The organism is Paenibacillus urinalis (assembly GCF_028747985.1).
GTDB classification, from domain to species: Bacteria; Bacillota; Bacilli; order Paenibacillales; family Paenibacillaceae; genus Paenibacillus; species Paenibacillus urinalis.
Genome location: NZ_CP118108.1, coordinates 1,832,114 through 1,850,182, shown reverse-complemented (window position 1 = coordinate 1,850,182; position 18,069 = coordinate 1,832,114). Strand labels below are relative to the sequence as shown.

General features: G+C 46.6%; 21 protein-coding genes, 1 tRNA gene and 1 pseudogene. 4 read left to right on the top strand and 19 right to left on the bottom strand.

Annotated elements, in window-relative coordinates; genetic code table 11:
• Window positions 1–3: 3 nt before the first annotated feature.
• The 4 genes from PUW25_RS08550 to PUW25_RS08535 all read right to left on the bottom strand — a co-directional run bounded on the left by PUW25_RS08550 (window position 4) and on the right by PUW25_RS08535 (window position 3,148).
• The gene (locus PUW25_RS08550; protein WP_274336916.1) at window positions 4–939 is read right to left on the bottom strand and encodes an ABC transporter ATP-binding protein; all 936 of its coding nucleotides are present in this window, start codon (window positions 937–939) and stop codon (window positions 4–6) included.
• A 110-nt stretch (window positions 940–1,049) separates the two neighbouring features.
• Complete coding sequence (locus PUW25_RS08545) at window positions 1,050–2,201, bottom strand: sensor histidine kinase (RefSeq protein ID WP_052511678.1); 1,152 nt, start codon at window positions 2,199–2,201, stop codon at window positions 1,050–1,052.
• Window positions 2,188–2,898, bottom strand: a complete 711-nt coding sequence (locus tag PUW25_RS08540) for a response regulator transcription factor (RefSeq protein WP_047909893.1) — start codon at window positions 2,896–2,898, stop codon at window positions 2,188–2,190. Before PUW25_RS08540 ends, PUW25_RS08545 begins: the two co-directional genes overlap by 14 nt.
• A gap of 166 nt (window positions 2,899–3,064) precedes the next feature.
• A tRNA-Leu gene (locus PUW25_RS08535) sits at window positions 3,065–3,148 on the bottom strand.
• 360 nt (window positions 3,149–3,508) lie between these two features.
• Here PUW25_RS08535 and PUW25_RS27590 point away from each other — a divergent pair.
• Window positions 3,509–3,748 (top strand): annotated as a pseudogene (locus PUW25_RS27590) (YhjD family protein); the annotation flags it as partial.
• Between the two features lie 63 nt (window positions 3,749–3,811).
• Here the strand turns inward: PUW25_RS27590 and PUW25_RS08530 are convergent.
• The 4 genes from PUW25_RS08530 to PUW25_RS08515 all read right to left on the bottom strand — a co-directional run bounded on the left by PUW25_RS08530 (window position 3,812) and on the right by PUW25_RS08515 (window position 7,621).
• On the bottom strand, window positions 3,812–6,223 hold the full coding sequence (locus PUW25_RS08530) for a hypothetical protein (protein ID WP_274338590.1): 2,412 nt from the start codon (window positions 6,221–6,223) through the stop codon (window positions 3,812–3,814).
• Between the two features lie 15 nt (window positions 6,224–6,238).
• On the bottom strand, window positions 6,239–6,547 hold the full coding sequence (locus PUW25_RS08525) for a hypothetical protein (RefSeq protein WP_274338589.1): 309 nt from the start codon (window positions 6,545–6,547) through the stop codon (window positions 6,239–6,241).
• A 13-nt stretch (window positions 6,548–6,560) separates the two neighbouring features.
• Entirely contained in the window at window positions 6,561–6,908 is a 348-nt protein-coding gene (locus PUW25_RS08520) for a hypothetical protein (protein WP_274338588.1), read from the bottom strand.
• Between the two features lie 389 nt (window positions 6,909–7,297).
• Window positions 7,298–7,621 carry a hypothetical protein gene (locus tag PUW25_RS08515; protein ID WP_274338587.1) on the bottom strand — a complete coding sequence of 108 codons (324 nt, stop codon included), beginning with the start codon at window positions 7,619–7,621 and terminating at the stop codon, window positions 7,298–7,300.
• A 127-nt stretch (window positions 7,622–7,748) separates the two neighbouring features.
• Here PUW25_RS08515 and PUW25_RS08510 point away from each other — a divergent pair, with 127 nt between their 5' ends.
• A complete protein-coding gene (locus tag PUW25_RS08510) occupies window positions 7,749–7,976 on the top strand; it encodes a helix-turn-helix domain-containing protein (RefSeq protein WP_274338586.1) in 228 nt (75 codons plus the stop codon).
• Window positions 7,977–8,101: 125 nt separating this feature from the next.
• On the opposite strand, the gene PUW25_RS08505 is transcribed toward PUW25_RS08510, so the two are convergent.
• The 4 genes from PUW25_RS08505 to PUW25_RS08490 all read right to left on the bottom strand — a co-directional run bounded on the left by PUW25_RS08505 (window position 8,102) and on the right by PUW25_RS08490 (window position 9,789).
• The gene (locus PUW25_RS08505; protein ID WP_274338585.1) at window positions 8,102–8,374 is read right to left on the bottom strand and encodes a hypothetical protein; all 273 of its coding nucleotides are present in this window, start codon (window positions 8,372–8,374) and stop codon (window positions 8,102–8,104) included.
• A 119-nt stretch (window positions 8,375–8,493) separates the two neighbouring features.
• Window positions 8,494–8,733: a hypothetical protein gene (locus PUW25_RS08500; protein WP_274338584.1), complete on the bottom strand. Its 240-nt coding sequence runs from the start codon at window positions 8,731–8,733 to the stop codon at window positions 8,494–8,496.
• Window position 8,734: 1 nt separating this feature from the next.
• On the bottom strand, window positions 8,735–9,475 hold the full coding sequence (locus PUW25_RS08495; RefSeq protein ID WP_274338583.1) for an N-acetylmuramoyl-L-alanine amidase family protein: 741 nt from the start codon (window positions 9,473–9,475) through the stop codon (window positions 8,735–8,737).
• A complete protein-coding gene (locus tag PUW25_RS08490) occupies window positions 9,472–9,789 on the bottom strand; it encodes a BhlA/UviB family holin-like peptide (RefSeq protein ID WP_205053462.1) in 318 nt (105 codons plus the stop codon). Before PUW25_RS08490 ends, PUW25_RS08495 begins: the two co-directional genes overlap by 4 nt.
• A gap of 109 nt (window positions 9,790–9,898) precedes the next feature.
• On the opposite strand from PUW25_RS08490, the gene PUW25_RS08485 reads away from it, so the two are divergent.
• Complete coding sequence (locus PUW25_RS08485; protein WP_274338582.1) at window positions 9,899–10,279, top strand: hypothetical protein; 381 nt, start codon at window positions 9,899–9,901, stop codon at window positions 10,277–10,279.
• Between the two features lie 50 nt (window positions 10,280–10,329).
• Here the strand turns inward: PUW25_RS08485 and PUW25_RS08480 are convergent, their stop codons facing one another.
• The 7 genes from PUW25_RS08480 to PUW25_RS08450 all read right to left on the bottom strand — a co-directional run bounded on the left by PUW25_RS08480 (window position 10,330) and on the right by PUW25_RS08450 (window position 16,972).
• Window positions 10,330–12,069 carry a right-handed parallel beta-helix repeat-containing protein gene (locus tag PUW25_RS08480; protein ID WP_274338581.1) on the bottom strand — a complete coding sequence of 580 codons (1,740 nt, stop codon included), beginning with the start codon at window positions 12,067–12,069 and terminating at the stop codon, window positions 10,330–10,332.
• 109 nt (window positions 12,070–12,178) lie between these two features.
• Window positions 12,179–12,508 (bottom strand): hypothetical protein, encoded by a 330-nt coding sequence (locus PUW25_RS08475; protein ID WP_274338580.1) that lies wholly within the window; start codon window positions 12,506–12,508, stop codon window positions 12,179–12,181.
• Window positions 12,505–12,921: a hypothetical protein gene (locus PUW25_RS08470; protein ID WP_090723249.1), complete on the bottom strand. Its 417-nt coding sequence runs from the start codon at window positions 12,919–12,921 to the stop codon at window positions 12,505–12,507. The genes PUW25_RS08475 and PUW25_RS08470 overlap by 4 nt, the downstream gene beginning before the upstream one ends.
• A 263-nt stretch (window positions 12,922–13,184) precedes the next feature.
• Complete coding sequence (locus PUW25_RS08465; protein ID WP_090723251.1) at window positions 13,185–13,604, bottom strand: helix-turn-helix domain-containing protein; 420 nt, start codon at window positions 13,602–13,604, stop codon at window positions 13,185–13,187.
• The gene (locus PUW25_RS08460; RefSeq protein WP_274338579.1) at window positions 13,601–14,488 is read right to left on the bottom strand and encodes a hypothetical protein; all 888 of its coding nucleotides are present in this window, start codon (window positions 14,486–14,488) and stop codon (window positions 13,601–13,603) included. Before PUW25_RS08460 ends, PUW25_RS08465 begins: the two co-directional genes overlap by 4 nt.
• A gap of 144 nt (window positions 14,489–14,632) precedes the next feature.
• Window positions 14,633–15,319 carry a tyrosine-type recombinase/integrase gene (locus tag PUW25_RS08455; protein ID WP_274338578.1) on the bottom strand — a complete coding sequence of 229 codons (687 nt, stop codon included), beginning with the start codon at window positions 15,317–15,319 and terminating at the stop codon, window positions 14,633–14,635.
• Between the two features lie 750 nt (window positions 15,320–16,069).
• Window positions 16,070–16,972: a LysR family transcriptional regulator gene (locus PUW25_RS08450; protein WP_047909894.1), complete on the bottom strand. Its 903-nt coding sequence runs from the start codon at window positions 16,970–16,972 to the stop codon at window positions 16,070–16,072.
• 128 nt (window positions 16,973–17,100) lie between these two features.
• Between PUW25_RS08450 and PUW25_RS08445 the strand changes: the two genes are divergently transcribed.
• On the top strand, window positions 17,101–18,030 hold the full coding sequence (locus PUW25_RS08445) for a S66 peptidase family protein (RefSeq protein WP_047909895.1): 930 nt from the start codon (window positions 17,101–17,103) through the stop codon (window positions 18,028–18,030).
• Window positions 18,031–18,069: the final 39 nt, after the last annotated feature.

Here is an 18,069-nt window from a genome sequence, read left to right as displayed (position 1 = left end):
CCCCTAATCCCGCAATTTACGACCTGTTAAGGTTAAGAATACGGTTTCCAGGTTAGGAGCCTGCTCTTCTACTGAGCGAATCTCAACTTCATGGGCCATTAATTGATAAATCAGCTGATTCAGATTGTTCACTTCGGATTTAGACCGGATTTGAATCATTTGATCGTCTGCCGTCACCTCGATCACTCCGTGAATCTGCTGCAAAGACTCGATATCGAGTGGAAGATCCGACTTATATCCGATCCAAATATCCTTTGTGTCTGTAATAGTTGATGTGAGCTGTTCCTTCGTTCCTTCCGCGATGATCTTACCATGATCTACGATCGCGATGCGGGTGCAGATCTCTTCGACCTCCTCCATATAGTGACTCGTGTATATGATTGTACAGCCCATCTGGTTCAGCTTGCGGACAGAATCCAGAATATAGCTTCTGGACTGGGGATCAATGCCCACCGTTGGCTCATCCATAATGATCAGCTTCGGCTGATGAGCTATGGCACAGGCAATATTTAATCTGCGTTTCATTCCGCCCGAGAAATTTTTAGGATAGTGTTTGGCCTTATCCGTGAGTCCGACAAAATTCAGTGCTTCCAAAGACCTCTCTTGCAGATCTTTTCCCCTTAAACCATACAAGCCTCCAAAAAAATGAACATTCTCATATGCGGTCAAATTCTCATAAATGGCTATATCCTGCGGTACGATACCAATATTCATCTTGGCAAACCTGCTGTTTTTAGCAATATTTTTACCGAGCAGACGAATTTCACCTTTGGATGCACGGAGCAGAGAAGAGATCAGATGAATTGTTGTACTCTTTCCCGCACCGTTGGCCCCGAGAAAACCAAATATTTCTCCTTCACGAAGCTTTAAATTCATATGATCTACGGCTACGAAATCCCCAAATTTTTTGGTAAGTCCCTCAATTTCCAGAACGTTCATTGTTCACCACTCCCACTCCCCTGAATCTTGCTTGCTTTTTCTTTCTATATCATAAAGAAAAGGGATGAACCTATAACAGTGCATAAGTTCATCCTTTGATATGAGAAGTTTCATGAAGAACGAAGATGAGAATTCTCCGACGCTTGTCCATGTGGCAGCAGAGTAATCACACGGAAACCATCTGTGCCATCCACGACAACCGTCCCTCCCAGTGCTGCAGCCCTCTCCTCCATTCCGGAGATGCCGAGCCCTTTAACAATCCGGCAAGCGCCGATTCCATTATCTGAAACGACAGCCCGGATCAGCTGATTAAGCACCTGGATTTCAACATGAATCTGATCCGCACTCGCATATTTAATCGTGTTCGTTATGGCCTCCATCATATTTTGCTGTATGATTCGAAAATGCAGAGGCGTGATATGCTCAAGATCACCGCTATGTACAAACGACATATGAATGGCATGCTTCGCACTTACCTCATCGATAAACAGCCGCAGCCGATTTATCCCCATTTCTTCAGGCCTTGGCTTCATATCTTTCAGCGTCACTCTGATTTGTTCAAGCCCTTCTTTTGAAATCCCGATCGCATTGTCCAATAGCTCTGCCGCTTTGACAGGATGACTGACAAGCATGGTTTTGGCTGCCTCCATCTGAATGAGTGCCCCAGCCATCGAATGACCAACCTCATCATGAATGCGCTGTGACAATCTGTTCCTTTCTTCCAGCTTGAACGTATATTCCGATTGCTTAAGAAATTCTTGACTCTCCTGCAAGGAGCGCCTCAGTCTGCCCATATCAGCCTGGATTGACTCGTATTTCTCGAATTGACTGTCCACCACCGTTTTATAGTGCCTGACGGCAGAATAAGCTAGAAATATGAGTGCAGAGGTGACGAAATAGGGAGACAGAATAGAGCTTGGCACTAAACCCATGGTTACTAGAAAGAACAGAACCGGATACACCGAACGCTTTTGCAGAAAAATGGATATCTCATATAAGCTGATCGCCAGGAGCAGCAGAAAAGAAGCATGAATATATACTGCACATCCGACAATCCACCCTATGGATAATACATGAAGGAGGAGTGTAAATTGGTTATTCCTTAGAATAAGCATCATACAGTTAAGAGATATGTATATCAGCACAGAAAAAATGAACCATCCCTGATCTTGATCAGCGCTGAGTACCGTGCCTGAAATATAGACAAGCAGAATCAGCCTGCAGCCGACCATCCAACATTCATAATAATTAAAGCTCTTCATCAGAAACCCGCACTTCGCCGGTTAAATAATATATGGCAATTTGTGTTCGATGGGCAAGTCCCGTCTTGTTCAATATAGAAGTAATATGGTTAGCCACCGTTCCCTCCGATAAGAAAAGCTTCTTGGCGATCCCTTTATTGGACAGCCCTTTTGCAATACAGCCCATGATATCCAATTCGCGGTCTGTGAACAAACTGCGGTCTATATGATCGGTATGGCCCGGGATGGATACAGCTTCAGGGATCGTTTGCTGCTCGGCAGAAGTTGGGTGGCTAGAGCTTAGTAAGCTTGACTTGATCTTATCAAGTACCACTCCTTGCAGCACATGATGATTCCGGTTCACACTCTTAATCGCATCTCGGATTTGCTCTGGATCATTATTCTTGAGGAGATATCCTCTAGCTCCAGCTTGTATCGCCTCAAAGACAAACTCATCATCGTCAAACGTCGTTAATATGAGCGGTCTTGTCTGTGTCAGCTGTACGATCTTTCTTGTGGCTTCGACTCCATTCAGATTCGGCATCCGAATATCAAGCAGGGCGACATCCACTTCATGCTGCTGACAATACTGTACAGCTAGTGCGCCATCCTCGACCGCTGCCACAACATCAAAATCCTCAAAGCTGGACAAAATAATTTTCATTCCTTCGCGAATAAAGGAATTATCATCTGCTATCAATACTTTGATCTTCTTCATACTAAGCCCCTTGTATAACCGTATTTAATCTCACATTCATTATATGCGAATCCTTATTCATAATTAAGAACAACATTTCTATAAAATGGAAGAGTATAGGCCTATCAACTCGACAATGTACAACAAAAACAGGCTTCCGGTATTCCGGAAGCCTGTTTGGATAGGATGCGGTCGAGAGGACTCGAACCTCCACGGGGGTTAGCCCACACGGACCTGAACCGTGCGCGTCTGCCAATTCCGCCACGACCGCATATTTGGCGCGGTTTTACCCGCTTTTCCTGTGCGTAATATTCCGATTGATTCGCAAGGATTTTTCGGACGGCTTACGGTAGGCTTTACGTATGCTTGACGTTAGGCTCACCGTTTGGTGCGTCGTTTTAAATCCGTGCGCGCCTCAACTACGCAAGAAAAAATATAGCACGTATCGACACGCGGTGTCAACGTATAATACAGAGGCGCCTTGTGCGCTTTGCTAACTCGGTATATAATACGAATATATGTTCGCAAAACGGAGATGACCACGAATGGCTACGATACCCGCAAAGATAACCGACGATGAACGGACGCTCGTTAAATATCACGTTATTCTTCCGCTCGTCTTAACGCGGTTATGCGCGAAACGCTTAAGACGCCCGAGCCATACATAGAGAACATCGAACTCGCGATGAATATAGCTACGCACGACATTACGGAGATTAAGCGCCAGTTCCGAAGCCGCGGAATCAAAGTCTACGAATTAACGCGCGATCCTGACGCAATACACGCGAAGTATCAGTGCCGCGGCTATCACGGTCAAATGACGCTAAGATGGGCGTTTATCGCGCCAGAAGCTGCGATACTCATGCGTAAGTATCTCGGCCTCGATATCTCGCGCTTCGAGAACGTGATCATTCCGGAATCTTTGCGCAAAACGCTAACGATACGCGCGCTCTCGCTGTTTAATTTCCGCCAACACTTCCGATATCGGCCGCCCATACAATCGCGCATGATCCCGCGTGAGTTTCGCGTTATCAGCCGTACTATATTGTTTGCCGATCGGTTGGAGCGCGTCACATACGAATGGCGGCGCATACTCGCCCTCTACGAGCCAGCACGCTATAAATTGATATTGCTTCGTTGCCTCAAACGCAGATTGTGGATCGGCGAATGTTTTTGATAGATACGGGAGCAATCGCTTATACGTATCGAGATGGGTATTACGGAACAGGTGCCAATTAACGGACGCGGAGAGTAACGTATCGACGAAGCCCGGATACGCCTGGAACGCGCTGAAATCATGGAACGCAATAATTGGCGCGAGTTTATACTTCGGACCCTCCCGCAGCATCCGTTTTGTAAAGTGTACGAGTCCGCGCGATAAGAATTGATGCGGTTCATTGAGCACGAGGAACGTGCCGGCACCGCGCCCATCCTGCGCTAATTTAATAAGAAACGTTAGCATGACGAGCCAGTAACCGAGTATCTCCTTTAAGCGCTCCGGCATCGGAATACCGTCCGGCATTTTGCAACGTATGATTACGACTTTTCCTTCGCTAATCCAACGGTACAGATCCATCGCTTTATCGGCTGATTGCGCGAACATCGGCTTGAGAAACTCGCTCCCCGTAATTTGACTAATCCGCCGCAAGACCGGCCCGTATATCTGCCCCTGCTTCCCTTCCGTCATCTTATCGAAATCGCGCCACGTATCCATGTCGAATAGGTGCTCGTTTTCGGCGATCATCTCCTTACGGAATTTGCCCGATTGAAACATCGCCTTCATATCCGTAAAGTCACCGCGACACACCTTCGCTGCTGAACGCGTAAAGTCCGCCGTCTGAAATTTATCCTCGTCACCATCCGCGAGTAAGAAATCCGTCAAGTACTCCGCAATCACGTCCGCCGCAACTCGCTCATCGCTAATATTCCGGAATATCGATTGTAGCCCGAAGTAAGGCGCATAACTCGTATCCGCCAGGTTAATATCGATAACGTCGTCCGGCTCTAAGTGATCGCGCACAGCGTTAGCCATGCCGCGCCAGTTACCGGAGCTATCCCGATTCTGCTCGTCGATAAAATCCGGAATGACTGCGCCGATACCGTGCTTGCGTTTAGCCTCTACGATTAGATTAACGATATGCTGATCCTTGCCCATGCGCGGCGACCCGTTAACTACGCGAGGCATGAACAGTTTATCCGGTTGATTCGTCGGAATATGAACGCTAAGAGTCGCACCCCTATCCGTCGCCGTTCCCGCTAATATGCCGCGCTCATTACGGAATGCTGCCGGCAACTCGATTTCAATGCGCCGATTTGACCGTAATTGGTCCGCAAACTCCGCCTGCAGCTCCGCCGTTGGTAATTGCGTTAGCTTGCCGACCTCATCAACGCTCATCATATTCGGATTAAACTCGCGCATATTCCATCCGATTTCGGTACGCCCTCTAACGTTTATCTTAACGGGTTCGAGCCGATTATCGCCCGCCAGCTCACCGTAAGCATTCGCAACTGACCGCGCAAGCATTCCGCGCTTAATCGGATCGGCCGCTGTTACCGTGTACCTTATCGTCGTATTAAACGCGGGCAAATTACGTTTATTTCGCGTCAAATTAGAGAGTTCACCGTTAACCAATAGTTCGGCACGGTCCGGATTCGGAAGCGCTAATTTCACGTTATTTTTACGTGTATTTGCGGCGCTATGGTAGAACGTCCGCTCGATGCCGATAAGTACATCGTCGATTAGCGATTTCGCTTCGTAAAATACGTGCGTGAGAAGGCCGCCGAGTGTACGGAGAGCACGCAACGGATCGAAGCCGGGCCGATACGGGACGCCGCCTCTATCCCACGTTTCCCACGCGTAGTCGGCGAGTTTCTTCCATTTATTCCGCGCGATTGATTCCGTGCGGATAAATACGTTAACTTCGTCACCGGCGCTCAGTTCGTTCGTGACTCCGAGCAAATCGCGAACCGGCGTATGCTGTTCGTTATACCGAAAGTCCAGCGAGAATATATCGTGCCGACGATACTTGAGCGCGTATAGATCCGTATCCATTGCGTCCGGAAACGCAAAGTCATCGACGAGTTCGAGCGTTGATTTGCGCCATTGTTCGTGATTGCGGAACTTAATACGGAAAGCATCGGCGAACTCCGGCGGCATCGCGCAGTAATATTCGATGGACTCCGTTGACAGCCGCGTAAGCCACCAGAAGTCCGGACTCGGTTGCGAGAATAAACGGAGCTTCTTCGTTTCCTTAACGGAGAACAATTCGTATAGTGAACGTTGGAAATTACGCGACGCTGAATTAAGTACGGAAGAGTGCGGAATAATACGGTAGACGACGCGCATACTTAACCCTCCCTTCTATATAAGTACGCGCCAAATCACGCCGACCCAAAACGTCGTGAACAATCGCCCGATCCACGGATTCTTATCGCCGACTAGCGGAGACACCATCATGCCGGCTGCACACGTTACGATACCGAGCGTAATGATTTCCGCTGAGTTAGCGTTAAGGAGTGCGATACCGCTGCGGAACAGTTCGCTGAGCACGGCACCGAAGTCTGACGCGATGTTGCCGAGTGAGTTCGCGATTAGTTCAACGAGTTTACCGGCTACGCTATTCTCAACCGGGTTAGTATCCGCAATCATTCCGTTAATTCTTACGATCATATCGTCCGCCTCCTCATAAGGTCTTAAGCCAATTACGGATATCGACCGCGTGCCGAATGATAATGTAACCGATGCTTCCGCCCATAATAAACTCAAGCGCCTTCGTACGGTTGCCGAACATCCACGTAACTCCGCTAAACGTAATGATGCCAACGCAGAGCCAATCCGCCATATTTAATACGGTGTGAAATACGTTATTCCACGTATCAGCTCCGCCACTTGCTGCGAATACAGTCGCGGGCAATAGCGTTAAATGTACGGTTGAAGCTGCGGCAACTACCGTCTTATAATCGCGCTTATTCTTAGCGACTACATTGCCGGCGGACCACGCGTTCCAATCGAGTACTTCCGTTTTACTCATCGTGTATCAATCCTTTCGATGTCGGTAATAATAACGACAAAACTATCGGGGAGTGAACGTTAATGACTTTTGTAATCGGATTAATCATCGGTGGAACTATCGGCGCGATCGTTAACTGTTTCGTTTAGTCGGGCGTATAACCCGGCTTTTTTATTTACCATTGCCGCGTATAAAACCGTCTTTACATATCCGCTAAAATTGTTCGCACTCTCCGTCATCACCCACGCTAATAATTCGTTTTGATGTGCGTTATCAACGTTAAAGTTAACGCCCTTTCTCACGAACTTACTCATTCACTTCACGCCCTATCCAGTTATTTATTTGCGCACTTATCACAGTATCCCATCGAACTTAAAGTCACTCCGCACTTAACACAATGTGGTCTTGGTTTAATTTCTTTCATTTCGCGCACCTCCCTCGTTGTTTCCTATTACTCCATTGCGGAATTGCGGTGGTGTATTTAACTCCGGCTTAGTCTCCGTCGTTACTTCTTCCGTTTTCCTAGCGCGTGATCTGCGCGAGCGTTGCGAATTAGATGCGCCAGTTACACGCGACTTTAACTCTGCGGAAAGTATTTCGATTGCCGCTGCGAGTTCTTCCGTTACCTCATCCGCGTCAGTAACTTGCTGCGCGTAATCAGCGAGTAGTCCTCCGAGAATTGGTTGCGAAACCTCTCCGGCCATTTTCTTAAGTAGCGTTTTGCTCATCGTCATGTTGCGATCGCCTCCTACGTTTTACGTATGTTTGATGTTATGGCGGACCGCTTGACCAAAATGACCACAGTTTTGAATTAATTTTCATAGAGTTGTCCACACTTGATAGTAAAAGGAGTGGATAAACATGGGATTAGGAAAGCCGCGGAGTAAGCTAGGCGCGTACATTGATAAGCGCGGAATAAAACAGAAGGATCTCGAAGAGTGGACGGGCCTTAGCCGCAATGAAGTCGGAAAGTTATGCGCGGGGAATGGGCGTGAGGTTAATCCGTATCCGAATACGATGGTCAAGGTAATTAGTGCGCTCAGAAAACGTGGACATGACGTGAAAGCTGCGGACTTTTGGACGTTGTAGGCGCCTATAAACGACGAAAAGGGAGCCACCCGTTTCCAGGTCGCTCCCTAGCGCAATCGCGTTAGGCGATCGCTTTACCCCAGCGTATGCAGCCGGGCTTGTATTAAATGCGTGTCCGAATAAATTTAGAAGAATCCGCCTGCAGCGGAAATAATCATAATGACGATGCCTTGTATCTCGCGCTTCTCCAATTTGTACGATAAGAAGCCGAACACGATACCGAGCGCAGCAATAAACGCGGTAAACGGTAAGAACGAGATAAGTGCACAGACCCAGCCGATAAGTGCGAATATAAAACCGCCTGCGTACCCTTTACGCTTGTTAGTCGGTTCGCTCTCTACTTTATTTTTTGTTACGCTTACGTCCTTTTTGACTTCCCAATCCTTTCCGATACCCATCGCTGATCACCGCCCATTTAATGTATACAAATTGTAACATTTACACTATAAAAAGAAAATAGCCCACCTACGATAGTCCTACGTTATTATACGCAAGACTCCGCTGGTGGGCGTCATTATTATTCGGTTTTCACCTTACTGACCGCGCCTTTACCGATATCATACAGTTTACACGCAGCAAGACCCGCCATAATTCCGGTCATCACTCCGTCCGCAACCGTCTCATGCGGAATATACAAAAGCCCCGCAACGAGCCCGAGCGCCATCGATAATAGCGGAATCCATTTCGCGTCAACGTACATCTTCGCAAACTCTCCGATCGCGATAATTACCGCTACAACTACGCCAATTTCGTACATATTAACGTGCCCCTTTCGTCGTAATAGTCGCTGTCTTCGTTTTGGTATCCCACGCGATATCTGCGCTGTAATACTCCGCAACTTCGCGCAAGGGTACGTAGACTGTTCCGTCAATTAATACGCCGTCCTTCGCTTTCTTCGCGTCGATGACTACGTTTGCTTTATCTACGCGCACGTCAGCCGCCTCCTTTAATCCGTAAACTTCAACGATGCCGGCAACGATTGCCTCCGCACATTTGCGGCGGTAAGCATCGGTCTTAAGTAGCGCGGCTTCTTCGCGATTATCCATAAAGCCACATTCAACGAGGATTGCCGGCATCTTCGTTTCGCGTACCATGTGCAAGTCGCCCGTCTTAACTCCGCGATTTCTTCTGCCGGTTCTAGCGATTAATTGCGCCTGTACCGCGTTCGCGAGCTTAACGGATGCGGTTGATTTCGTAGAATATACGAATGTCTCGATTCCCTCCGCAATTCCCCACGTTCCTGCCGCGGCATTTGCGTGAATAGATACGAGAATATCGGCGCTCCAAGCATTAGCGGCCTTCGTTCGCGCACTCAGCATAACGTCCGTCTTGCCCGTTGTATCGTGCGTAAACTTCGTCTCAACTCCGTCATAAGCCGCGAGCATTTGCGCAACGTAATTCGCAACGACCGAATTAAACTCCCACTCGCGCATGGAACCGTCGGGACACCGTTTGCCGAGCGTATAGTAACCGTGGCCTGCGTCAATTACGATCTTCATCGCGTCCCCTCCCTTCCGTTTACTACCGATTTGATATCGTGAACATCGAGCGCCAAAGTTTCGTACTGACTTGCGAGTGTTTCAAAGCGTGCCGTTAAGTCTTCCGCGAGCGTCATTAAGCGGTCCTCGCGATCTTTTGCTTCGTCTTGGATGCGGACCTCACGATCGCGTGCTTCTGTTTGAATGCGTTCTTCGCGCGCTTTCGCCTCGTCTGACAAGCGCCGAGCTTCGCGTAGTTGATACAAAAAGAGCGCAACAAAAAGGACGGCAAATATACCGTCCTTAAGAGCAGCGTTTATGAGTGCGGTATCCACAGCGCACCTCCTCGTATTATTTTTTTAATAATCAATCTTACCTTTTTACCGAAATGGTGATACAATTCGTATCAGCGATAACAGAACTAGGTAGGAGGACTCACTACTAATGACCGGAGTAGATAATAAGTTGAACACAATTTCAAAAATCGATCTAATAGTATTGACGGCAATACTTGTTAACGTCTTTTTTCTCCGCTACATCAACGTATTCTTTCAAGCATTTTATTTTTTTGATTGCATTCTCTTCTTGTATATTTTTGCAAATATGATACGAACCAAGTTTAGAATAGGAGTGACCTTTTACCTATCTATTGTATTATTTACAATGATAGTTGGGCAAAATTTATTGAAATTTGGTATAGGACAAGTTGCTGCATTCATGAAAGAAAAGAAAAAGAAAGCACAAATACAGCACATACCTCTCAACTACCATGAACGCGCGGCACTTCGAAAAGCTGTAGAATTCAGACAATCGCTCAAAGGTTGATGATGGGAGGAGCAGGACCTTAAATGGTACAGCTCCTTTTTTCTTGTGTTTTAAATTGGAATCAAGTTAGTTTTGTACCAGCTACCATCGACATTTACAAGTAACTGCTTATTTGTTGTGTGGATCTTAATCTCTCCAGCTGTCGTGCCGTCCGGCTGTCCCGAAAATACCTCATCAATGTAAAGATGACCTTTGGATGTTCTGAAATCTATAGCGCCGGTTACTCGGGCATCACTTAATGCACGATCGTTACCGTTTGGCATCCAAAACTGATTCGGAGAGACAAAACCGAAAGATGAAATGCCTCCATTGTTGTGGTATGAAAAGTTGCCTGAAATGATATTGTACCGCGTTCCCTCATCAAGTGAACCTGCACCAAATCTGCCCACATCCGTCATTAAGTTCATACTAATAATATTTTCTCTTGAAGACTTATCAAAGACGAGTCCACCGTACAAAGATTTATTCTCTGTTCCAGTCCGATTCAAGATAATACTTTCAAAAATGCAATGTTCAGCTGTATCAAGGTATATTCCGTGCTTGGTGCAGTTGTGTATAGTTATGTTTTTAAATGTTCCATAATCTATACCTACCGTTTCCGCTACTGCTCCGCTGCCGAGTACTTCCGGATAACCTCTTACGCCATGCCCAACACATTCCGCGATTGTGATGTCCTCTAAGTGGTAATATCTTGAGGATTTAACCAAAATAGCTCCATCATTTTTACAGCCGCGGATGTTAAAATCTTTAAACTTACAATCGTACGTATGGCGAGATAATTGCGCAGCATACGAGTAGTTATCGACAAATGTGCAACTTTCCGCCACGAAATCAGTTACCCGATCATTGGCATTACCGTAAACCGCCAGAGCAGCAGAAAAGACTCCAGGAAGCCCCGTATTTCCGCATTCCTCGAAGTAATGTCCGACAAGCCTGGCTCCATTTGTCCTACTTATGTCAACGCCCGAATACAGGCATCTTACGGATCGGCAGTCTGTAAGTTTAAAACCCTTTCCTGTCGTACAGTCGGTCACAAAACCAAAACGACAGTCTGTTGCTTCGCAGTCTTTCATTGTATTGAAATACGAGCTTCGGCCATAATAATCATCCTCATTAAATCCATTACGACAATTTTTAGCGTATGAGCTGTAAATCTTTACATTGCTACAACCGTATGTGAGCCATACGCCTGATACTCCGTTTTTGTGGGAAGTAAAACCATCGCCCCCACAGTTTTCAATCAGCACATTTTCAATAACCCCTTTATTAACTCCGGCATAGATAATCCCGCAACCAGATCCGTCAAGTATCGGGTCTTCCAAAGTATTAACAGGCTGCAGTCCATAACCACTTCCACTTATTTTTAGATCATACAGTTTTGGGTTGTTCGTCATCTTACTTTCTATGACATTGATAAAAGGCAGCAACGTTTTAATTTCAGAGGTATCCCCGTTGCCAATTACAGTGATAGCTCCCTGCTGCAGTGGCTGTGAGATCCTCATCAATCCGTCAGGTATAGCCACCTGTTTTGAGCGCGATGCTGCAAAGTCAAACGCAACTTGCAAAGGAATAGTGTCATCGTGATATACAGTTACGTTGTCCATACTGACTTCCACAGGTCTATCTAGCGTTAAATTCTTTGTTCCACCGCCTGACTCAATTTGTGCCACAAGTAAATTCCGTGTCGGGAGTGGTGGCGGAACTTCACTCAATGTTGTCGGCAAATCAACCAGAGCAGGCTTGCCTGTGTCTACCCATGTTGTGTAGGCCGTAACTGCAAGCAATTTCATACTTCCATTAGCCCTGCCGTATACAGCATACCCTCTTGCATTCTCAACAGCTGGCCAACTGAGCTGGACAAAATTAGAGCTAGATAGCATGCTGCTACCTTGTGTGGTACTAACTACTGGTGAGGCTGCGCTCATTGACCCTTTGAAATCTATAACCGCAACACAGTGACAATGCCGCCATCAATTCGGTGAGCGTCGTCGCGTTCGATAGGGCAGCCGACTTCATACGGACACGGTCGAGCGCTGCGGTTAGGCCGGCGGATGTGAGCGGATAGTAGGCGGCGTCGTCCCAGCGTTCTTTTAATTCCGGAGTCGATGCGTTTTCCTCCGGTTTGTAGCCGGGCGCTTTCGTGGGATCGACGAGTTTGCGTTGCTTGACGATGAATTGCGCGCTGTCTGCGGTTAAGCGGAAATTTTCGTTTAGTTGAATAGCGTTCATATTGCGTCCTCCTTCGCGTCAATAGTGATCGTAAGGCTGCCGTCATCATTTAGAACTACGCGCTGATAATCGTTTATATAGTCGTAGTCGCCGCCCCACGGTACGTAAATATACTCGGAACTGCCGTCGCGATAACGGATACTTAACGCTGTGATATCGCTGTGCTCTGTTAAACGTCCGAATGGGGAAGCAGTATCTCCGCTCCAAAACGTATACGCCGTTCCTACGTTTGCCTGCGGTTCAATTGTTGCGAAAAAATGTTCGCAAACGACCGTTTCACTAACGCTATTACATGCGATTCTACGGATTGAGCGTGTAATATCGGAAATACGGACCTCACGCATATGCTCCGCTACAATTTCAATTGATTCGCAATTTTCGAGGACTAACTCGATAAAAACTACGTCTTTCATATAAACACCTCCGAATATTCTATTTGCTTTGTTTATAAGCTCGTGATTCGCTTCGCTCATTCTCGCCGTCACTATCGTTCCGTTGTATCTATTTATACGCGTTAATAGATATTTAGATATTGATACGCGCACTAGGAATGAGGTACGAATGACGACGTGCAATGTTTTATCTAGTTATTAATGGCTCTTGTTAAAGATGGTTATAGTTAGTGTGCATATAACCATGTTGGCATCTACCATGTTGAAGGTTGCAGACATGGTTACTATCCGCTATCTAACGTATCTGGCTCCGCATCAAATATCGCAAGTTGACTGATCGGAAGTACCGTGTACCGCGTATTCTGCCACGTACCTTTGGGCGCCCTATCTTTTATTGCGTGTATCACCGGACGCCCGTTCCAGCGATATTCCGTTAACCGCCTTACGTACTTGTTCGCAGTCGTGCGGTTGACTCCGAGGTACTTCGCGATCTGATCTTGCGTAGGATAGCAATTACCTTGCGCGTCCATAAACGAAGCGATAACGCAAAGTGTCGCCCAGTTCTGCGCTCCCATATCCGCTATAAGTCCGGCCTTAGCGGCATCGACGTACATTTTAACGAAGATGCGCGTTTCGGTAGCGCCTGACGTTACGGAATATTCCGTTTGGGACTCTACGCTGACGAGACGTTGATGATCGGTCATGCTGCGTCCTCCTTCGCTGGGTTATCATGACACCAGTAAACGTATTCGCGATACTCTTCGGTGATGTCGTTTTGTTCCGCTAATTTGGCGATTAGCGAGTCAAACCGAGATTGATCAAGTTCAAAGCGTTGCCTATTCGCTTCGAACCATTCGAAGATGTTTTTATCGTTCTTGGAGGAGTTTAGGTCTTTCCTCAATGGTATCAAGTTACCGTAGTAAGTTCCTCCGTGACCCGATACAACTGGGATGACGTGGTCTAAAGCGTACTTTAACGATCCGGTGAATACACATCTTCCTCCGAAATCGCTACGAAGCTTAAGTGCATCCTCCGGAGAGAAGTCATCTCGCAAGAAATTAATTCGAGTCCTACGTCTCTGAGCGGCTGCGATTGTGATGTGTCTACTGCATTCTGTACATTTAGCTCGAATACCGAGTCGACTATCGATATTTCCGTGGAAATCACTTAAAGGGAGATCACGCCGGCACACCGAACATTGACTATAAACATGCTCGTAGGCAAACGTTGCCTTTTTAAATCTAAGATATCTTTTGAGAGTTTTATACTTATCTCGGACATACGCCGAGAGTCGATGAACTTCGTCGTATTCGTTCAGGTGCACTTTTTCAAAAAGAAAAGATCTGCGTACGATATCATCTAAAGCGTCCTCGCAATCCCACTCGTCGTACGGCACTAGTCGTATGTCACACGATTCTACTTTGTCGAGTAGTTCATCAAAAGGCACATAAATCTCTAATTTGCACCTTTTAATAGCCCTATCAACATACATATGGTGAATACCCATTTTCGAAGCTACCTTGCTCGGGGAGTATCCTGCATCAAGTAATTCCTGCATTTCCTCTAACCTACTTGCTGGCTTCTTCATTCCGTTACCTCCTTCCGTCTTTGTCTTTTGCGCAAATATTTTTCGGCGCCTATACCGATATATTTACCGTTACTTTTCCGTTCGTACAATTTTACGCAAAAAAAAATAACGCCCACCTCCGTAGAGATGAGCGTTTGTATTCCGTTAATCTATATCGTCTAACCGTTCAAGCGGCGAAAACTTGCGGTGTTGCTTAGCGATATCCGTTCCGAATATGGATACGTAAGTCTGCGCCATTTCTAGCGTAGTATGGCCGAGTATCTTCTGCAGCGTAAACGCGTCCCCACCGTTCATAATGTAAAACTTCGCGAACGTATGACGCATTGTGTGCGGTGAAACGCGAACTCCTCGTATCTGAGCCGCGATCCCGTAACGTTGCATATTCTGCTGCATCGTGCGTTTCTTCATCGGACTATTATCGATATTAACGAACAGCGCGTCATGATCGAGTAAGCCGCGATATTGAACGTACTTTTTAAGTTCTTTTTCCAACGTAGACTGAAACGGAACATAACGCTCTTTCCGCCCTTTACCCATAACTTTTATGACGCGCTCTTTCCACTTAATATCCGATACATTTACGTTTTCAATCTCGGAAATCCGTATGCCCGTTTCCAATAACGTCAGCAAAAATACGTAATCGCGGAATCCCGTAAACGTAGATAAATCCGGCTGCGATAGCAATAACTTGATCTGCTCACGCGTAAACGTCGGAATGATGTGACGCTCCGTTTTAAGCAAGCGGACATTCTCGGCTGGATTCGTCGGCAAGTATCCCTCTTCGTTTAAATGGCGCAGAAACGTACGCCACCCTTTGAGATTCGTATTCACCGTCGAGTCTAAAACTCCGCTATCTTGCTTCGCCAGTATGCACGCTTTAAAATTATCCTCCGTTATATCTATCGGACGTTGTACGCCAACTATGCGTAGGAACTTAACGAGTTCCTTAAGCGAATTAGAGTAATACGTTATCGACGCGCGACTCAAATTCTTCACGCGGCAATCGCGCAGAAACGTCTCAATCGCGACGTCGTAATCTAACGCCTCTAACGGATATTTACTTTCGCCGTCCAACGCAACTTCCGCGCGGATAATATTCGGACGTCTTGTCCGCTTGCCATTCGCCACGACAAAAAAGCCCCCCTCTTGCGTTTATTACGCGTAGAGAAGGCGCTGTATCATTCGTTATATGTACGCACAGGACAAGCTTTTGCGCATCGTACGGAACCGTAAATAAACCCGTATTGTGTGCGTTCGTTATCGATCGTCAGATTCCGCAAACCCGCGTCAGGCTTACGTTTAGGCTTCCGCTTAGGCTTGCGCGCTTCTCGCGTTCACCTGAACCGTGCGCGTCTGCCAATTCCGCCACGACCGCATATTTAATGACTACTCTCATATTATAGCGATTAAAAGCATAATATGCAAGTTATTTAGCATAATTTAATAGATACTTGTGACCGCCGGAATATCTAACATTATGGAAGGAGCAGCGCAGCTATGGTCTGCTCCTTCCTTTCCTATTTTGTACGTATCAGCGATATATCTATTACTTACAGTTCTCGTCTGTCCGTATCGAGCATTCTATAAAATCGCTTCATGCAGCGCATCTACGTAGGCAGCCGCCAGCTTGGACATCATTGCATTCTTATGAGCGATCCAACCCACGTTAATCGTTTCCTTGCAATCCAGCGGAACGGGAATAATATCATTTCCATTTAAGTCTGCACTTAGTACACCCGTTGAGATCGTATACCCATTCAGGCCAATCAGCAGATTAAACAGTGTTGCTCTGTCATTGACACGTATACTCTTCTTGTGTGACAGCGTGCTTAAGATCTCCTCGGAGAAATGAAAGGAATTGTATTCCCCCTGATCAAAGGACAAATAAGGATACTCCTCCAGCTCCTCAATGGTCACTATGGACTGCTTCGCCAGCGGGTTATGGATACTAATGAAGATATGCGGCTTCGCTACAAACAAGCTGTGAAACTGCAAATTGGCGGAATCCAGGAGTCGATTGATAACTTTGGCATTAAACTCATTTAAATACAAGATCCCAATCTCGCTGCGCAGTGTTTTGACATCTTCAATAATCTCATAAGTCTTCGTTTCCCGTAGCGCCAGCTCATATTCATCTAATCCGTGCTCCTTCACCAGCTTCACAAAAGCGTTGACGGCAAAGGCATAGTGCTGGGTAGAGACTGAAAAATGCTGTGGAGACGGCTTGGCGTTCCGATATCTGCTCTCCAGCAGCTCTGCCTGCTCGGTCACCTGTCTGGCGTACCCCATGAATTCGGCACCCTCCATTGACAGCGTAATCCCCTTATTTGTCCGTTCAAATATAGTAATGCCGATCTCTTCCTCCAGCTCTTTGATCGCCTTGGACAAGCTCGGCTGAGATATAAACAGCCGCTTGGCGGCCTCATTCATGGAGCCGCGGTTCGCAACCTCAATCACGTATTTTAACTGCTGCAGTGTCGTCATAACTCTCCTACTTTCGTAAATTAAACTAATCCTCATCGGGAAGACAGAAGAACATAATTCATCGTAAATCGCCATACACATCATTAAATACACAATTGAATCGGAATTTATTTAAGGAGGGCCGGTATATGGCTATTGCTCCCCCTATTTTACAAGCAGGAGACACTGTGGGTCTAGTCACATTAGGCAGCCCGTTAAGCGCTGAAACCATCGATTCACGAATCGAGGTCCTTCAGGGCTCTGGTTTTAATGTAATTATTGGCAACCATGTATATGATCAGGACGGGTTCCTGGCAGGAACAAACGAGGAGCGGGCATCCGACCTTATGAGCATGTTTGAGAACGAAGAGGTCAGATTAATTCTTGCAACACGCGGCGGCACTGGAGTTGCCGGCATTCTTCCTTATCTTGACTATGATGTAATCCGCAATAATCCCAAAATCGTATCCGGCTATAGTGATATTACAATACTGCTGAATGTGCTCTATCAATACGCGGACCTCATTACACTGCAGAGCCTCATGCTTATTGACTTCGCACCACAAACGCCTGCTTATAACTTCGATCAATTTTATAATGCAACCTCTACTTTACAGCTCCAAAGACAGATTACGAACCCTCCCAGCATTCCTCAAATCAGCAGGATTCAAGGCAATGTAACGGGACCTATCGTTGGAGGGAATTTAGCCTCCTTCATGGATACCATTGGAACTCCCTATGAAATTGATGTACGAGACAAAATATTGTTGCTTGAAGAAACGCATGAGCCGACCAATACGATCTATCGTTATCTAAATCATCTCTTGCTGGCGAATAAACTACAGGAGTGTGCGGGCATTGTGATGGGGGAATGCACCGGATGTATTGAGGCCTATGGGGTCTCCTACCAGCAGTTAATAGAAGAAGTTATCGTACCGCTAGGCAAGCCCCTCATGACCAATGTGACAACTGCTCACGGGATATATAAAGCCGCAATTCCCATTGGAGCGACGGTAAATTTAAACACCTATGAGAACACTCTGACAGTCATTGAACCGACGGTCAGTGCTGAACAATAATAATCAGCACAATGCAGAATTTTATTTAACATTTGCCTT

Bases quoted from the DNA above. Each gene is read 5' to 3' on its own strand.
- PUW25_RS08550 (WP_274336916.1), bottom strand. From the start codon at position 939: ATGAACGTTCTGGAAATTGAGGGACTTACCAAAAAATTTGGGGATTTC.
- PUW25_RS08505 (WP_274338585.1), bottom strand. From the start codon at position 8,374: ATGGGTATCGGAAAGGATTGGGAAGTCAAAAAGGACGTAAGCGTAACA.
- PUW25_RS08480 (WP_274338581.1), bottom strand. From the start codon at position 12,069: ATGAAATTGCTTGCAGTTACGGCCTACACAACATGGGTAGACACAGGC.
- PUW25_RS08500 (WP_274338584.1), bottom strand. From the start codon at position 8,733: ATGTACGAAATTGGCGTAGTTGTAGCGGTAATTATCGCGATCGGAGAG.
- PUW25_RS08545 (WP_052511678.1), bottom strand. From the start codon at position 2,201: ATGAAGAGCTTTAATTATTATGAATGTTGGATGGTCGGCTGCAGGCTG.
- PUW25_RS08525 (WP_274338589.1), bottom strand. From the start codon at position 6,547: ATGATCGTAAGAATTAACGGAATGATTGCGGATACTAACCCGGTTGAG.
- PUW25_RS08475 (WP_274338580.1), bottom strand. From the start codon at position 12,508: ATGAACGCTATTCAACTAAACGAAAATTTCCGCTTAACCGCAGACAGC.
- PUW25_RS08470 (WP_090723249.1), bottom strand. From the start codon at position 12,921: ATGAAAGACGTAGTTTTTATCGAGTTAGTCCTCGAAAATTGCGAATCA.
- PUW25_RS08515 (WP_274338587.1), bottom strand. From the start codon at position 7,621: ATGACGATGAGCAAAACGCTACTTAAGAAAATGGCCGGAGAGGTTTCG.
- PUW25_RS08460 (WP_274338579.1), bottom strand. From the start codon at position 14,488: ATGAAGAAGCCAGCAAGTAGGTTAGAGGAAATGCAGGAATTACTTGAT.
- PUW25_RS08540 (WP_047909893.1), bottom strand. From the start codon at position 2,898: ATGAAGAAGATCAAAGTATTGATAGCAGATGATAATTCCTTTATTCGC.
- PUW25_RS08495 (WP_274338583.1), bottom strand. From the start codon at position 9,475: ATGAAGATCGTAATTGACGCAGGCCACGGTTACTATACGCTCGGCAAA.
- PUW25_RS08520 (WP_274338588.1), bottom strand. From the start codon at position 6,908: ATGAGTAAAACGGAAGTACTCGATTGGAACGCGTGGTCCGCCGGCAAT.
- PUW25_RS08530 (WP_274338590.1), bottom strand. From the start codon at position 6,223: ATGCGCGTCGTCTACCGTATTATTCCGCACTCTTCCGTACTTAATTCA.
- PUW25_RS08450 (WP_047909894.1), bottom strand. From the start codon at position 16,972: ATGACGACACTGCAGCAGTTAAAATACGTGATTGAGGTTGCGAACCGC.
- PUW25_RS08465 (WP_090723251.1), bottom strand. From the start codon at position 13,604: ATGACCGATCATCAACGTCTCGTCAGCGTAGAGTCCCAAACGGAATAT.
- PUW25_RS08445 (WP_047909895.1), top strand. From the start codon at position 17,101: ATGGCTATTGCTCCCCCTATTTTACAAGCAGGAGACACTGTGGGTCTA.
- PUW25_RS08510 (WP_274338586.1), top strand. From the start codon at position 7,749: ATGGGATTAGGAAAGCCGCGGAGTAAGCTAGGCGCGTACATTGATAAG.
- PUW25_RS08485 (WP_274338582.1), top strand. From the start codon at position 9,899: ATGACCGGAGTAGATAATAAGTTGAACACAATTTCAAAAATCGATCTA.